Below are 14,537 nucleotides of genomic sequence, written 5' to 3'. Positions count from 1 at the left end.
GATTTCTATAATAACCAAAGCGCTCAAAAAGAATAAAAATCAAAGATTTTAAAAAACTATTGTGCCCTTTTTGATTTGTAATGATCAACTTTAAATAAAAGTTTAGTTCATCTTTTGTGACTTTTGCGGTTAGATAAAAAGTTTAAACAGACTTATTGTAATAAATTTTTTAAAGCATCTTTCAGATCCGGAAATTCAAACTGAAAACCTGCTTTCTGAATTTTTTCCGATGAAGCTCTCGAACCTTCCAGCAAAGCCTCAGAAAGTTCTCCGAACATCAGTTTCAACACAAAAGCGGGAACATTGGGCATAAATAAAGGCTTGTGAAGAACTTCCGCCATTTTTTTTGTCAGATTTTCATTCGTTGTATGTTGCGGCGAATTCGCATTGAATGCTCCATCCAGTTCAGCATTTTTCAAGGCAAATTCGTAAATCGAACAAATATCATTGATATGAATCCACGGCATATATTGTTTTCCCGTTCCGATAGGCGAGCCGATGCCCATTTTTACAGGCGGAAGCATTTTTTTTAAAGCGCCGTCTTTTTCCGAAAGCACCACTGCAGTACGCACTTTCACGACTCTTTCAGCTACATTTTGTTCCTTAAAATCATCCGCAGCTTTTTCCCACAGAACTACCACATCACTTAAAAAATCATTTCCCGGACCATCATTTTCAGTAAAAATTTTTTCCGTTGTTTTGGTTCCGTAGTAATTGATTCCGGAAGCAGATATGAAGGATTTTAATTTAATATTATTTTTTTGCAGAGTTTTTAAAAGCAAACCTGCAGAATCTACACGACTGGAAATCAGCTCTTTTTTTCTTTCATCGGTCCATCGCTTTTCCGAAATATTGGCTCCCGCAAGATGAATAATGTGTGAAACGTTATCGAAAGCTGTTTCGTCGATTATTCCTTTTCTGATGTCCCATTCAAACTCGTTGCTGTTCTGTTTTTTTCGCGTAAGAAAACGTACAGTATACTCTTTTTCAAGTTTTTTAGATAATTCTTTGGCAACCAATCCGTTTGCACCTGTGATAAGAACAGTTTCTTTCATGTTAAAAATCTTTGTTGTTTCTAAGCCTGATTTTTTACGATCAGAACAAAATCATCCTCCAGAAGTTTATAGCCGTAATCGTAAATAAATTTATATTCAGATCCGTTTTTATAAACTTTCAGATTCGTTATATAATCGAAATCAAAACCTAAGCCATCAAGCTTGGATTTGGCAACTTTTGTTTTTCCGTTGGTATTTACTTCCGTCAGAATTCTGTAGTTTTTGCGGAGTTTGTTATTGATGTTCCGCATCAGATTGCTGGAATCCTTGTTCTGTTTGTTATTGTAGGCGTTTCGGCAGGCATCATTACAGAATTTTTTGTCGGATCTGCCGATAATTTTTTCGCCGCATTCGAGACAATTCATATCTTTTTCATTTTGTGTGGATGTTTGTGTTTTTTCTTCAGTAAATATGTAAACCGGTTATGATTCGGATAACTTCTGTTCGAGGTGATATTATTGAAAATTAAAGCAATAATTAATAGAATAATGCATCCAGAAAGAACAGGAGAAAGAACATACCAATATCCCAGTTCCGGAATTTTCCCAGTCGAACTTACCGCAATCAGTGCAGTTGCTCCGCCGGGTGGATGCAGCGTTTTCGTGTACTGCATCAAAACGATGGAAAAAGCAACAGACAGAGGTGCAGAAAGCCAGATAATATCCGGAACGATTTTATAGACTGTAACTCCCACTAAAGCTGACAGAACGTGTCCTCCGATTAAATTTCTCGGTTGCGCAAGAGGACTTTGAATGGCTCCGTAAATTAAAACGCTTGAAGCTCCGAAAGAACCGATTAAAAAGATATTTTCTGTAGCAGACAAAGTGTGTGACTGGATGAAAGCAATCATTCCGATTCCGAAAAATGCTCCCAGAAACGACCAGAAATGCTCTTTGTAATCTACAAGTGTCTCTTTGTATATTACATATTTTGAAACCCGAAATGTTCTTTTTATTGTCTTCTTCATAGCATTTCAAAGATACAAAATTATCCGTTTGCAAACGACTACAAACGAATTTAAATAGTTTTCTACCGACTCCGGTTCTGAAATTCAGCAACCTTTGCCACAGAGATTTGAGAAAAAGATAACGTCTCTTATCTGAATGTTAAATATAAAAAATATAAAGTTATGTCACTAAGAAACAAAGTTACCCTAATCGGATTTACAGGAAAAGAAGTAGAAATCATCAGCTTCGAAAACGGAAATGTAAAAGCAGCCGTTTCTCTTGCAACATCAGATCATTACACAAACGCAAAAGGTGAAAAAGTAGAAGAAACACAATGGCACAATCTGGTAGCTTTCGGAAAAACGGCTGAAATATTCCAGAAATACGTTCCGAAAGGAAAAGAAATTGCGGTGGAAGGAAAACTTACTTACAGATCGTATGACGATAAAGATGGTGTAAAAAGATACATCACGGAAATTCGTGTAGATGAAATTCTTTTGTTAGGAGGAAAATAATCTTAAAAATCACAAGCCATGAAAATAAAAGTTTTTAAAATAGGACTGGATGACAGACATCTTGAAAAAGATCAAAAAACACTGGAAGCATTTCTGGAATCACACGATATCATAAAAGTAGAAACCGCTTTTGTTCAGGACGAAAAATACTGGTCGGTTGTTCTGTATTTTGATGAACTGAAAATCGTTCAGCAAAATGTAGTAAAAGATTCTAAAACGGCAAAATACTCCGCAGAAGATGAAGCCTTAAATAGTGATGAATTAAAAATTCTGGAAGCTTTGAAATACTGGCGCTCCGAGAAAGCAAAAGAACAGAACTTACCAAGCTATTTTATTGCTTCCAATAAAGAACTGATGTCTGTAGCCAAATATAAGCCTGCAAAAAAAGAGGAATTGCGCGATATCAAAGGTTTCGGAAAACACAAAATAGAAAATTACGGTGAAGAAATTTTGGAAATATTAGAAAGTATCTGATCTTTTTGGTTTTGTGAAACAGATATAGGTTTTGAGTATATGAAAGAAATTCCTTTAAAAAAATAAAATTTTAAAAATTGATTTTCATATGTTTTTTTAGTCTTTTCAAGCCTAACAGGTTTTTAAAAACCTGTTAGTCTTTTCAAGCCTAACAGGTTTTTAAAAACCTGTTAGGTTTAGCATTATTTATTAATAAAGCTTAAACAAGCTTATCTGTAGTAAAAGTCCTTTCAATTCCTTATTTTTGCAGCTTATACATATTAATATCATTTATCTATTATAAAATGAAACCAAGTTTAGCAAAAGGGACGAGAGATTTTACGGCACTGGAAGTTGCAAGAAGAAGATACATCATCAATACTTTACAGAAAAACTTCGAGTTATTCGGATTCCAGCCACTGGAAACACCGAGCTTTGAAAATCTTTCAACATTAACGGGAAAATACGGGGAGGAAGGAGATCGTTTGATTTTTAAAATTTTAAATTCGGGAGATTACACTTCTAAAGTAAATCAGGAAGATTGGGAAAATAAGAATCATCAAAAACTGACTTCTCAAATTTCTGATAAAGCCCTTCGTTACGATCTTACGGTACCTTTTGCAAGATTTGTGGCAATGAATCATAATCAGCTTACTTTTCCTTTTAAAAGGTATCAGATTCAACCGGTTTGGAGAGCGGATCGCCCTCAAAAAGGAAGATTCAGAGAGTTTTATCAATGCGATGCGGATGTTGTAGGAAGCGAAAGTCTTTTGCAGGAAGTAGATCTGGTTCAGTTGTATCTGAAATCTTTCGCGGAGCTTGGAGTTTCTGTAACCATCCACATCAACAACCGTAAGATTCTTTCCGGATTGGCAGAATTTGCAGGAATTACCGATAAATTAATTGATTTCACGGTAGCTTTGGATAAATTAGACAAAATCGGGAAAGACGGTGTTGTAAAAGAATTACTGGAAAGAGGAATTGCTCAGGAATCGATTGACAAACTGGATTTCCTTTTCAATCAGTCGGATGATGCGCTGGAAAATCTTCTTCAGTTAAAAGAAAAGTTCGCAGGAAATCAAACAGGACTGAAAGGGGTGGAAGAGCTTGAATTTGTGATTACACAATCTTTAAATCTTGGAGTTGATATTCAAAACCTTGTTTTTGACATTACTTTGGCAAGAGGTCTGGATTATTACACCGGAGCGATTTTCGAAGTAAAAGCAGATGAAGTTCAGATGGGTTCCATCGGCGGCGGCGGAAGATACGACAATCTTACGGAAGTTTTCGGCGTTAAAAATATTCCGGGAATCGGGATTTCTTTTGGTCTGGACAGAATTTATCTCGTGATGGAAGAACTCGGACTTTTCCCTGAAGAAGCTACCTCTAAAGTAGAATTTCTTTTTGCCAATTTCGGAGGAAATGAAACTGTAGAAGCCTTAAAACTGATCAGACAATTGAGAGAAAAAGGAATTTCCGCAGAAATGTATCCCGAAGCGGCAAAGATCGGTAAACAGTTCACCTATGCGGAGAAAAAAGGAATTAAAAATCTGGTATTTTTAGGCGAAGAAGAAATTAAAAACGGAACGGTAACCTATAAAGATCTTGAAGCAGGAGAACAGAAAACGGTTTCTCTGGAAGAGTTTTTGGGATAAAAATAAAATCAGAAAACTAAAAAGCATCATTAATCCTGATGCTTTTTTATTTTCAGTTGGTACGATTTAATTACAAATTTGTATTTTAGAAAATCATAAATTGTTTTATGCTTTTTTTAAACTTTTAAACATGAAAACCAAATGAACAATATTTGTGGATTGTGCGGAACGCCTTTAACATCTATGGATACGCTTTTGGGCGAAAATAAACTGGCGGACAATCATATTCTGTGTAACAAATGCCTGAATGAGGCTTCCAATATCAATAAGGATGTTGTCAATAATCTGCAGCAGTTTTTCCTGCCTGAAATCAGGGGAATTATTTTGCAGGGAAAAATTGGCGAAACTGAAAATTTTGGATCGTCGCAGACTTCAAACTTTCAGAGTCCCGAAACACCGTCTTTTGGATTTGGAGGAACAGTGACCAGACTTGATGATATTCAGGATCAGATTGTTGCCCTGAATGCGAGGTTAAGCATTTTTGTAAACAGCGAAGTAAAGGAACTCGTTCATATTTTAGAAAATAATGAAAAGTTAACCGCTATTGCAGAAGGTCTTACCATACCTGCAAAAGTGGAAGGACTTTTATTTTCTACGCAGAGAAGAGTTGTTTTTATTGATAAAAAACTTTTTGGAAATGTGCAGAAAGACGAATATCTCTTCGAAAATATCCGTTCTGTAGATCATGTGGAAAGTCTTTTGTATTCAACCCTGAAAATTTTCTCTAAGAACGGTTCCGCGGCAGAATTTAAGCTTCATAATAAAAATGACGGAAAGAATTTCTGCAATGCGGTTAATCAATATCTGAATGGTACGATCAGTCAGTCTACTTCACAACAACAACAACAACAACAACAACAAATTCAGTCTTCGTCTTATAATTTGTACAATATGCCGGTTTCTGAGAATCCTTTTCAAAAGCCTGCCGATTTAAATCCGGTACAGCAAAATTCCGGTGTACCAAAAGAAGCACCTGAAGTTATTTTTGAACAGTTGGAAAAACTTGGAAAACTTCGGGAAATGGGCGTTCTGACGGATCAGGAATTTACAGAACAGAAGAAAAAATTATTAGACCGACTTTAATATTCAGAATGTCCGTTTAGAAGACTGATTTTAAAATTTGACCGCAAAAGAAATTGAGAAGTCGTTTTCAAAAGATAGAAATCAAAGATTTTTTAAGCTGAAGTGATCTTCAAATTCATTTATATCTTTTGTCTATGTATGATCAGATCAAAAAGCTAAACGGATTAAATCAAAAATAATTATTTACAATGAACGATCATTGCGGATTGTGTGGAAAAAAACTGACTTCAATCGACACGATGTTGGGCGAAAATAAACTGTCTGACGGAAATATCATCTGTAATTCATGCCTTGAAAAAGCGAGTGCGATGAACGAAGAACTGCTTTCGGATCTGCATCGCTTCAGTTTGAAAGATATTGAAAATCTCCTCCATAACGGAGAAATTGCTAAAGAGGAAACCGTTCAGGAAAATATTGCCGAAAATTTACCTTCAATAGCAGATTCAGAACAGAATGTGCTGTCAAAAGATCTTTATAAAAAAAGACTGAAAGAGATAAAAAAGCAACTGGAAAGTTTGAGAGCAAATCTTTCTCTGTTTACAAAAGGCGAAATTAAAGAACTTCCGTATGTTCTTGATCTGGATGAGAAAATTTTAGCGATTATAGATGCTCAGTTCGCCAAAACAACGGATGCGGGAATTTTGCTCGTTACGGCAAAAAGAATCATTTCGGTTTCCAAAGCGATGTTTTCTCCGGCAAAAGTGAATGAATTTCTCAATGATAATATTCTTGAAGTAAGCTTCGTAAAAAACTTTGTGTCGCCGAACATCAGAATTCATACAAAAGAAAAAACGGTTGAGTTTGAATCGTTCTTCAACAAAGATTATGCTGAAGATTTTTACCATTTCATCAGTAAAATATACAACAAAGAAGAAGTTTCCAAAGCCTCATCTACGGAGGAGAATACAGTTTCCGAAAGCGTTCTGGAACAGCTCGAAAAATTAGGACAACTGAGAGAAAACGGTATTTTAACAGAAGAAGAATTTACATCACAAAAGAAAAAACTATTAGAAAAACTATGATAAAAGCAATTTTTTTTAAAATATTCAACGGAAAATGGTCTGCGCCGTTTTTTATTTCATCTGTCGGTATTTTTTGCTGGATATGGATGCTTATTTTGCCGGTAAACAAAATTATCTGGAATTTGTGCTTCATAACGCCGATAATGGTTGCTTTGGGGTATATTATTTTAGGAATATCAAAAATTTTTAAGAAAAGATTCAAAGAAGGTCTTGTACAGGTCGTTCTTTCGGTCATATTTATGTTTATTACGGCTGTTTTCTTTACAGTTCTGCTTCCCAAAAGTCCTTACAAAGAATACAAAGGAGATATTTACAACCCCAATAATGTGAAAGTAGATACGCCTTTAAAACTATCTTTTAGTGACGAAAAACCATTATTTAAAGTCGATAAACCGGAAGTGATCCTTTATGATTATAATCAGCCCGGAACCTATAAATATCAGGTTTTCCTAAATAAAATTGAAAAAGGAACTGTTTATCTGAAAATGTTTGATCTTACCACCAACAGAATTTTATCTGAAAAAGAAATTGCAAAAGATACTAAAGTGAAAGTGGAAAATCCTAGTGATGAACTGAAAGAATTCCCTCTGAGTAAACAGTTTAACGTACAGGAGGGAGATTGGGGAGATTATTACGGAAGCAGGGTGGAAGTGTGGTTTAAGCCGGAAGATGCTTCACAGCCTGAAAGAAAGCTTTTGGTTAAAAACTATGTGATTCAGGGTTGGTAATTTTAATATTTTAAAGCTGATTAAGAAAACTGTTTTAAACTAATTTCAGAATTAACCGCAAAAGAGATAAAATACTTTAGTGGATTTATGTAAAGTATTTCAAAAGTCTGCAAAGAAAAAAAATCTTTGATGTTTTAAACTTATCTGCTCTTTTTTCCATTTAGGTATTAAACTTAAATAACTACTGTGTTAAAATCTTTTGCGGTAAAAAAGTTTAAACAGGTTTATAAATAAAACTAAAAAACAATGGAAAATTATCTTGAAATCAACAAAAATTCATGGAATGCCAAAGTAGAACCTCATCTCAAATCAGATTTCTATTTTGTAGATGAATTTTTGCAGGGAAGAACTTCGTTAAATTCAATTGAATTAGATCTTTTAGGAGATGTAAAAGGTAAAACTATTCTTCATTTGCAGTGTCATTTCGGGCAGGATTCTATTTCGCTGTCGAGAATGGGCGCAAAAGTTACGGGAATCGATTTGTCGGATAAAGCCATTGCAGCAGCAAAAGATCTGGCTCAGAAAGCAGGAACCGATACAGAATTTATCTGTACAGATCTGTACAGTCTTCCTGATGTTTTCGATCAGAAATTCGACATTGTTTTTACAAGCTACGGAACAATCGGCTGGCTTCCCGATCTCGCAGAATGGGCAAAAATTATTACCCGTTTTCTGAAACCGGAAGGGAAATTTGTAATGGCAGAATTTCATCCTGTAGTCTGGATGTACGATGACGATTTCAAAGGCGTACAATACAACTATTTCAACGAAAAACCGATTGTGGAAACCTATGAAGGAACGTATGCAGATCAGTCTGCGGATATTGTTCAGGATTATGTGATGTGGAATCATTCTCTGGCGGAAGTTCTTCAGAATTTAATTAATGAGGATCTTCAGATCAAAAAGTTTCAGGAATTCGACTGGTCGCCGTATCCATGTTTAAGGCACGTTGAAGAATTTGAAAAAGGAAAATGGAGAATACCTCAGTTCGGAAATAAAATTCCTTTGGTTTTTGCCATTGAAGCGCAAAAAAAGTCATCGTAATAAAAAATTACGATGACTTTCCTGTATATATGAATGTTAAAATAAACTACTTATTCTAGCTTACCGCTTCCTGAGCCTTATTCTTAAGATCTTCCGCTTTATCCTGAGCCTGAGAAGCTACATCGTTTGCTTTATCTTTTACCTGCGAAGCAACGTTGTTGGCTTTATCTTTAAGATCATTTCCCCATTTGTTTAGGTTGTCTTTTGCAGTGTTGATCTTATCTTTCACCATTTGCTTATCTTCTTCAGAAGAATTTTTGTATTTCCAGTATGCAAGTGCTCCTAATCCTAATAACGCTAATAAGCCTTTTGTCTTATTTCCCATGATTTCTATTTTTTTAAGTTAATATTAAAGTTTGATGTTAGTAATCATGTAAAATGTGTGCCAAAAAAATAAACAGACTTATAAAATAATGTTAAATTTAATTGAAAACTTCATAATTTTCTCCGTCAAAACTTGCAAAAACCATAGTGGGATAAGAATCTTGGTGGTATATATTTCCGTTTTTATCAATAGCAATCGCACCAGCAAAGCCATCGATGGTTTTTAACTCGTCGAAAGTTTTTGTAAACGCTTTTTCTATCGTCATGCCGTCGGTAACTCGGGTTACAATTTTCGTTGCGGTGGCATTGCTTACAATATCTTCACCCACTCCGGTACAGCTTACCGCACAGAAAGAATTCGCATAATTTCCGGCAACAGTAGCCGAATCGGATATCCTTCCCGGAATTTCAAAACCTTTTCCTCCTGTAGAAGTGGCAACGGCTAATTTTCCGTCCTTATCAATCGCTACACAACCTACCGTTCCTTTTCCGCCATTTTCAATTTTCGCTTCATATTCTTTTCTCCTTTGCGGAATTTCGGTTGAAAAATTCTCGAAACCATGTTCTGTAGCATAATTTTTTGCACCGCTTCCTCCTAAAACCCGGTCGTCTTCTTTCATCAGCTCTTTCGCTACAAAAACAGGATTCTTCACATCCTGAATATTGATAACACCGCTTAGTTTCTGGGTTTCTCCATCCATAATCGCTGCACTCATCCTGATCACGCCATCACTCTGGATCTGCGAACCGATTCCTGCATTGTAAAGCTCATCATCTTCCAGCAAAGAAACAGCGTAGGCAGCGGTATCAAATGCTGAATTGGATTTTAAATATTCAAATGCTTTGAGAGCAATATTTTTTAATGAATTTTGTTTGGCTGTTTTTACTTCGTGGCTTTGGTCGCTTTCCGAGAAAAATCCGCCGTGGATGATTATTTTCATATATTCTGATGTCGTTTATATTTTATTTGGAGCTTACTCCCGCTATCCACTGTATCTTTTGGGTTACGGACTCCGCTTCGCTCCGTCCGCAAGCCAAAAGGATGCCGTTTCTATCGGGGCTAAGATTTTCCTGCATATTTCAATCGTTCACTGTGCTTTTCACTGGTCACGAATCTCATTTATATAACAGTCTTGAGATTCTTTCTATCCACGATAAAATTAAGCATCAATCCTTATTGAAAATCTTGGATTTTCCTGCGCCTTAAAGATTTGAGACGAATAAAAATCTTGCGTCTTTGCGTTTTCCAACAGGAATATTTTATTTAAAAAAGTTCGTTGTAAATATCTAAAATTGTCACAGGAACAATTCACCATTTACCATTCACATTCTACTTTTCCTGCGGGATCGGATTAAACTGAGAATTTTCGATGGTCAGCGCTTTAGTCGTAAGATCATAATGATCGTTCATCGACATTACGTGAACCGTTAAATTATCAATAGAAATAGGCTCTCCAAGATTAATATTCGTAAGATTCGTGTCTTTAATAAACCTTCCGTCCACCAGAATCACCAGTCCCGAACCTACCGCAGTCATCACATCATTATGGATGAACAATCCGGTATCTTCTCCCAGACCGATTCCCAGAGTTCTCGGATTGTTTACCACCGCCTGAAAAAGTCTTCCGATTCTTCCTCTCTGTACGAAATGCGTATCGATAATCACATTATCAATCAGTCCCAAACCCTGAGTGGTTTTAATTTCTCCTTTCAGCAAAGCTTCGGAACTGCTTCCCTGATAAATCATATTCTCCGATGCCGCAGCGGCTCCGGCAGAAGTTCCTGAGTAGATGAAATCCTGTTCCTGATATTTCAGTAAAATGGTATCGTGAAACCTTGTTCCGCCAAGAATTGAAGTCAGTCTCAGCTGATCTCCACCTGTAAACATCACCACATCTGCCGCATTGGCTCTCGCAACAATAGCATCAGAATTCGCTTCCTCACGGTTATGAATATCAAGGATGTTTACATTTTTAGCGCCTAAAAACTCGAAGGCTTTTTTATATTCGGAACCTACAATTTGCGGAATCTGAGAGGCAGTGGTGATAATCTCAATAACGGAATTCTCTTTCAATTTAGATTCATTAATAATCTTTCGAAGAATTCCTCTCTCAAAAAAATTCAGGTTTTTTTCTACACTTTGATCAAAATCGGTTTCTGCAAAACTTCCTTTGTTTACAGCACCTCCGATAACAATTAATTTTCCAACAGGTTTCATCATAGGGTGCAAATTTAAAAAATAATTAACATTTGAGAAAGGATTAAGAGGGATTGATAATCAATAAGTGAAAATAAAATTTAAAAAGCAGGTATGAGAAGTGATTGTGAGAATGTTTAAGTTTTACAAAAATTAAAATTGGAGCCTTTTTTAAGCTATCGCCATCTTTTTCTTTTATAATCAGTATTTTGAACAAAAGTTTAACTCATCTTTTTGTTATTTTTGTGGTTGTGTAAAAGAATAAAGTTATTTTTTTAATAAAAGTTCAGCCAATTTCTGTCTTTAATCCCATCAAATAAAAACAATGATGAATTGTTAATTGCAGCCATTGAGCTGAATCTTAAATTCAATATATATTTTAACACAGTAAATTTCTAAATCAGATCACCAATGTTTCACCCTCATCATTTATTAAAGTCCCTGTTTTTATTCTTTGGTTTTTTCTCCCATGCCCAGATTTCCGTAAGCGGAAATTTATCTATGAAACCTGATTCTTATGAAGCCATGGTTATTGACAGCAGTTATCAGAATATTTACTACAAAGCAGAATTTGTTAAAGATCCCAAAAAGAAAAAGCTGGAAACAACCTGTGTTTTGCAGATAGGAAAGAAATTTTCTAAATTTTCAGATTTTAATGTATTGCGCAAAGATTCTTTAATGGAAAAATACAGTCATTTGGAGAAAATAGGAGCTAAAGAATTAGGCCAGTCCCTTAATTTAGCGGAAAAATGGAGAAGTATTTTAATTAAAAATTTTCAGGAAAATAACATTACGGTACAGGATAAAACAAATATTACGTACCAATATGAAGAAAAACAGCCCGCTCTCGACTGGAAACTTGAAAACGAGACCAGAGAAATCCTTGGGTATATATGCCATAAAGCCACTACGAAGTATCGGGGAAGAAAATATACAGCATGGTATTGCAAAGAAATTCCTATTAACAACGGGCCTTATATTTTTCAGAATCTTCCCGGTTTAATTTTAGAATTGGAAGACAGCGACAATAATTTTCATTTTACAGCTATTGCAATGGATAAAAAGATAAATGCAGTCTATCTGAGAAATGAAAAAAGAATTCTTCATATAACCCGAGAGCAGTTTAGAAAAGCATTGCAAACGTATCATGACAATCCCGGCTTTTTTCATGGAAAAGCGTATAACGAAGATGGCAGCCAGATCGCTGTAAAATCTCCTCCTCTTCCGTATAATCCCATCGAATTGGAATAAGTTTCAGCGGAGGATAAAAGTATTGTCTCTGCTGAAAACAGCAATTTTCTAAGCGTAAAAACAGATTGATCTTTCTGAAATAGATTTCAGCTTAAAGGTAAACGCAATTCATCCCACAGAGAACAGCATTTTGATGGACGAAAAACCCTGTTGACCTTTGTGTGCAGGCATTTTGTCCGGAGTCTCCAAATAATTACCCTGCAAACCAAAGGTTTTGACCTGATGAAAAATCTCATTCACTCTAGTTTATAAGTTATTTAATAAATATTTAACTTATTGACTTATCTCTTTTACTAATAAACGCTTCGACATACTCAGGCTGAAGATGTTTAAATATTGCGGTTGGTATTCGAGGTGTCATCCTAAGCTTGGCGAAGGATCTCCGTTAGAAAACCGCTTGCTAATTTTTAATCCCATGAAGAACAAATTTTTTCTAATCCATATTTTTTATTTGCTTACCATGAGTAAGGATGATTCTCTTTGTCAGATACTATTATTGCTTAGTTTTCAATGATTTGGAGATGTACTGAAAAAGTGAAATAAATATAATTATTGAAAAATATGTTTAACTATATATTGAATTTGTAATAAAAATTATTATATTAGTATTAAATTAAAAACAAATAACCATGTATATCAAACAGGAAGAATATCTTCCGCTGGCAAAAGACCTTATCGCCAGTTTCAGCAGAGACCTTTTGCTTTTTGCAGAGGAAGATCACAATTATACGCAGGCATATAAAGATGCTTTTCAGTCGAAAATTACAGAAGTAGAGCAGAAAGAAGCCAGTAATACAGCTCTGGTGCAGCAGAAACAGGCTACTCAGGCACTTTATCTTTTAGGAGAAGACCTGAAGAAACCTCTTAAAAGTCTACGGATACGCATTGAAAGAGCTGGGATTCCCACTAACCTCACCACACAGATTCTGACGGACATTAAGAAGCGTAATTTCGAAGGAGTCGGCAGTAAGCTTACAGACCTTATTTCATTGGTCAATGCGCATCTTACGGTTTTACAGGATAAGGGAATGAAAAGTACAATACCTCAGGATTTACAGAATTTTCAACTCGCTATTGCCGCAAAAGCCGATGAGCAGACCCAGTTCATGAAAAAAGTAGCAGGAATTATCGGTACTCAAAAAGAACTCTACGACGGCTTATACAAATATATTTCTGAGATCTGCGAAGATGGCAAATTAATCTTCGAAGGACAGCAGAAAGCCGATGAATATATCATCAAAAAAATGCTCGCCAAGCTGCATGTGGATAAGGTGAAGAGTGGGGAGGGGAAGGAGATTGGAGGGGCTTAGTGTATGTGAGGTTGGAATAGACTAATCCAATTAATCAAAAGATTAGATAATTTTCTTACTAAAGCTAAAACAATGTCGGAATGCAAGTATTTTTAAGACTAAAATATGGAAAGCCGTATTTTAATCTTAAAAATACTTCTTATACTTGATAATCAATTATGCTGCAAAATGACAATAGACGAAATTTATAAAAATAATGAAATAAGTGTCCGCTCGTATAATATTTGTAAATACAATAGTCTTGAATCTCTTGATAAATTAATAGATTACTATTTTAGAAATCACTCATTTGAAACGCTTCGTAATTGTGGACGCAGATCTGATCGAGAGTTAATTGATTTATGCAGGAAATACGAAACAAATATCATAAATAATACGATTGAAAAAGCAAATGAAAATACATTAGAAGAGACTATTGTAAGTTTGAGCAGAATCCAAAGAGAGGTTATTAATAGTTTTATTCTTGTAAATACTAATAGTCTTTCTGTAAGAAGTAAAAATGCTATTTCTCAATTCCTAAACGGTAATTTTAGTGTGAGAAATTTTGCCGAAAAAATCTTATTAAACAAAAAATTTATTCTTGCTTCGATTGATAACGTAGGAAAAAAGTCTATTCTGGAGCTGGAAGTTTATATTTCAATCGTAAATGACTTTATAATAAGTGTTAAAGAAGCTAATGATGAACATCAATTAATAACCTTAAAAAATAGTTTTTTAATTCGTCAGACATTTTCTATCTCCAAAATTCCAATTGAAATTTTACAATCTGAATCTATTTTTCAATTAACAGATTTTCTATTTGAAAATAATGCATTTTTTAACAAAAATCATAATTCAATAATTCAGCAGGCATTAAAAATTTATAATAATACAGAAGATCGAACTCTTGAAGAAATTGCAATAAAAAATAATTTATCAAGAGAGCGTGTTAGACAAATACGAAAAGATTGTAT

At 34.9% G+C, this 14,537-nt stretch carries 16 protein-coding genes; 10 read left to right on the top strand and 6 right to left on the bottom strand.

Features of this window, described 5'->3' with window-relative positions:
- Positions 1 to 152: 152 nt before the first annotated feature.
- The 3 genes from DD829_RS10885 to DD829_RS10875 are packed head-to-tail and all read right to left on the bottom strand — an operon-like array spanning position 153 to position 2,022.
- Entirely contained in the window at positions 153 to 1,055 is a 903-nt protein-coding gene (locus DD829_RS10885) for a TIGR01777 family oxidoreductase (protein WP_108410899.1), read from the bottom strand.
- Between the two features lie 20 nt (positions 1,056 to 1,075).
- On the bottom strand, positions 1,076 to 1,420 hold the full coding sequence (locus DD829_RS10880) for a hypothetical protein (protein WP_108410900.1): 345 nt from the start codon (positions 1,418 to 1,420) through the stop codon (positions 1,076 to 1,078).
- On the bottom strand, positions 1,417 to 2,022 hold the full coding sequence (locus tag DD829_RS10875) for an HPP family protein (protein ID WP_108410901.1): 606 nt from the start codon (positions 2,020 to 2,022) through the stop codon (positions 1,417 to 1,419). The genes DD829_RS10880 and DD829_RS10875 overlap by 4 nt, the downstream gene beginning before the upstream one ends.
- Positions 2,023 to 2,184: 162 nt before the next feature.
- Here DD829_RS10875 and DD829_RS10870 point away from each other — a divergent pair, with 162 nt between their 5' ends.
- The 7 genes from DD829_RS10870 (at position 2,185) to DD829_RS10840 (ending at position 8,502) form a co-directional block, all read left to right on the top strand.
- On the top strand, positions 2,185 to 2,517 hold the full coding sequence (locus DD829_RS10870; RefSeq protein WP_076390529.1) for a single-stranded DNA-binding protein: 333 nt from the start codon (positions 2,185 to 2,187) through the stop codon (positions 2,515 to 2,517).
- An 18-nt stretch (positions 2,518 to 2,535) separates the two neighbouring features.
- Positions 2,536 to 2,991, top strand: coding sequence for an HRDC domain-containing protein (locus DD829_RS10865; RefSeq protein WP_108410902.1), 456 nt, complete (start codon positions 2,536 to 2,538; stop codon positions 2,989 to 2,991).
- 284 nt (positions 2,992 to 3,275) lie between these two features.
- On the top strand, positions 3,276 to 4,625 hold the full coding sequence (gene hisS, locus DD829_RS10860) for a histidine--tRNA ligase (RefSeq protein WP_108408781.1): 1,350 nt from the start codon (positions 3,276 to 3,278) through the stop codon (positions 4,623 to 4,625).
- 141 nt (positions 4,626 to 4,766) lie between these two features.
- Positions 4,767 to 5,708: a PH domain-containing protein gene (locus DD829_RS10855; RefSeq protein WP_108408782.1), complete on the top strand. Its 942-nt coding sequence runs from the start codon at positions 4,767 to 4,769 to the stop codon at positions 5,706 to 5,708.
- Positions 5,709 to 5,896: 188 nt separating this feature from the next.
- Positions 5,897 to 6,730 carry a PH domain-containing protein gene (locus DD829_RS10850; protein ID WP_108408780.1) on the top strand — a complete coding sequence of 278 codons (834 nt, stop codon included), beginning with the start codon at positions 5,897 to 5,899 and terminating at the stop codon, positions 6,728 to 6,730.
- A complete protein-coding gene (locus DD829_RS10845; protein WP_116547727.1) occupies positions 6,727 to 7,458 on the top strand; it encodes a hypothetical protein in 732 nt (243 codons plus the stop codon). Before DD829_RS10850 ends, DD829_RS10845 begins: the two co-directional genes overlap by 4 nt.
- A gap of 246 nt (positions 7,459 to 7,704) precedes the next feature.
- Positions 7,705 to 8,502: a class I SAM-dependent methyltransferase gene (locus DD829_RS10840; protein WP_108411084.1), complete on the top strand. Its 798-nt coding sequence runs from the start codon at positions 7,705 to 7,707 to the stop codon at positions 8,500 to 8,502.
- Positions 8,503 to 8,557: 55 nt separating this feature from the next.
- Here the strand turns inward: DD829_RS10840 and DD829_RS10835 are convergent, their stop codons facing one another.
- From DD829_RS10835 to DD829_RS10825, 3 genes are all read right to left on the bottom strand, one after another.
- Positions 8,558 to 8,827 (bottom strand): YtxH domain-containing protein, encoded by a 270-nt coding sequence (locus DD829_RS10835; protein ID WP_108411085.1) that lies wholly within the window; start codon positions 8,825 to 8,827, stop codon positions 8,558 to 8,560.
- 97 nt (positions 8,828 to 8,924) lie between these two features.
- Positions 8,925 to 9,767, bottom strand: a complete 843-nt coding sequence (locus DD829_RS10830; RefSeq protein ID WP_108411086.1) for an isoaspartyl peptidase/L-asparaginase — start codon at positions 9,765 to 9,767, stop codon at positions 8,925 to 8,927.
- 389 nt (positions 9,768 to 10,156) lie between these two features.
- On the bottom strand, positions 10,157 to 11,044 hold the full coding sequence (locus DD829_RS10825; protein ID WP_076390530.1) for a cyanophycinase: 888 nt from the start codon (positions 11,042 to 11,044) through the stop codon (positions 10,157 to 10,159).
- A gap of 390 nt (positions 11,045 to 11,434) precedes the next feature.
- Here DD829_RS10825 and DD829_RS10820 point away from each other — a divergent pair, with 390 nt between their 5' ends.
- The 3 genes from DD829_RS10820 to DD829_RS10810 all read left to right on the top strand — a co-directional run.
- Positions 11,435 to 12,274 carry a GLPGLI family protein gene (locus DD829_RS10820; protein ID WP_108410736.1) on the top strand — a complete coding sequence of 280 codons (840 nt, stop codon included), beginning with the start codon at positions 11,435 to 11,437 and terminating at the stop codon, positions 12,272 to 12,274.
- Between the two features lie 629 nt (positions 12,275 to 12,903).
- Complete coding sequence (locus tag DD829_RS10815; RefSeq protein ID WP_108410737.1) at positions 12,904 to 13,584, top strand: hypothetical protein; 681 nt, start codon at positions 12,904 to 12,906, stop codon at positions 13,582 to 13,584.
- A 168-nt stretch (positions 13,585 to 13,752) separates the two neighbouring features.
- Positions 13,753 to 14,537 (top strand): sigma factor-like helix-turn-helix DNA-binding protein (locus DD829_RS10810; protein ID WP_317048568.1); only part of this gene is annotated, 785 nt, incomplete at its 3' end.

This window comes from Chryseobacterium sp. HMWF035, assembly GCF_003094695.1.
GTDB lineage: Bacteria > Bacteroidota > Bacteroidia > Flavobacteriales > Weeksellaceae > Chryseobacterium > Chryseobacterium gambrini.
Note: the sequence above shows the minus strand (reverse complement) of the source record. Positions and strands in the feature narration are given on the sequence as shown.

What these genes read in the sequence shown, in the direction of transcription:
- DD829_RS10885 (WP_108410899.1), bottom strand. Translation starts at nt 1,055, where the DNA reads ATGAAAGAAACTGTTCTTATCACAGGTGCAAACGGATTGGTTGCCAAA.
- DD829_RS10880 (WP_108410900.1), bottom strand. Translation starts at nt 1,420, where the DNA reads ATGAATTGTCTCGAATGCGGCGAAAAAATTATCGGCAGATCCGACAAA.
- DD829_RS10875 (WP_108410901.1), bottom strand. Translation starts at nt 2,022, where the DNA reads ATGAAGAAGACAATAAAAAGAACATTTCGGGTTTCAAAATATGTAATA.
- DD829_RS10870 (WP_076390529.1), top strand. Translation starts at nt 2,185, where the DNA reads ATGTCACTAAGAAACAAAGTTACCCTAATCGGATTTACAGGAAAAGAA.
- DD829_RS10865 (WP_108410902.1), top strand. Translation starts at nt 2,536, where the DNA reads ATGAAAATAAAAGTTTTTAAAATAGGACTGGATGACAGACATCTTGAA.
- hisS (WP_108408781.1), top strand. Translation starts at nt 3,276, where the DNA reads ATGAAACCAAGTTTAGCAAAAGGGACGAGAGATTTTACGGCACTGGAA.
- DD829_RS10855 (WP_108408782.1), top strand. Translation starts at nt 4,767, where the DNA reads ATGAACAATATTTGTGGATTGTGCGGAACGCCTTTAACATCTATGGAT.
- DD829_RS10850 (WP_108408780.1), top strand. Translation starts at nt 5,897, where the DNA reads ATGAACGATCATTGCGGATTGTGTGGAAAAAAACTGACTTCAATCGAC.
- DD829_RS10845 (WP_116547727.1), top strand. Translation starts at nt 6,727, where the DNA reads ATGATAAAAGCAATTTTTTTTAAAATATTCAACGGAAAATGGTCTGCG.
- DD829_RS10840 (WP_108411084.1), top strand. Translation starts at nt 7,705, where the DNA reads ATGGAAAATTATCTTGAAATCAACAAAAATTCATGGAATGCCAAAGTA.
- DD829_RS10835 (WP_108411085.1), bottom strand. Translation starts at nt 8,827, where the DNA reads ATGGGAAATAAGACAAAAGGCTTATTAGCGTTATTAGGATTAGGAGCA.
- DD829_RS10830 (WP_108411086.1), bottom strand. Translation starts at nt 9,767, where the DNA reads ATGAAAATAATCATCCACGGCGGATTTTTCTCGGAAAGCGACCAAAGC.
- DD829_RS10825 (WP_076390530.1), bottom strand. Translation starts at nt 11,044, where the DNA reads ATGAAACCTGTTGGAAAATTAATTGTTATCGGAGGTGCTGTAAACAAA.
- DD829_RS10820 (WP_108410736.1), top strand. Translation starts at nt 11,435, where the DNA reads ATGTTTCACCCTCATCATTTATTAAAGTCCCTGTTTTTATTCTTTGGT.
- DD829_RS10815 (WP_108410737.1), top strand. Translation starts at nt 12,904, where the DNA reads ATGTATATCAAACAGGAAGAATATCTTCCGCTGGCAAAAGACCTTATC.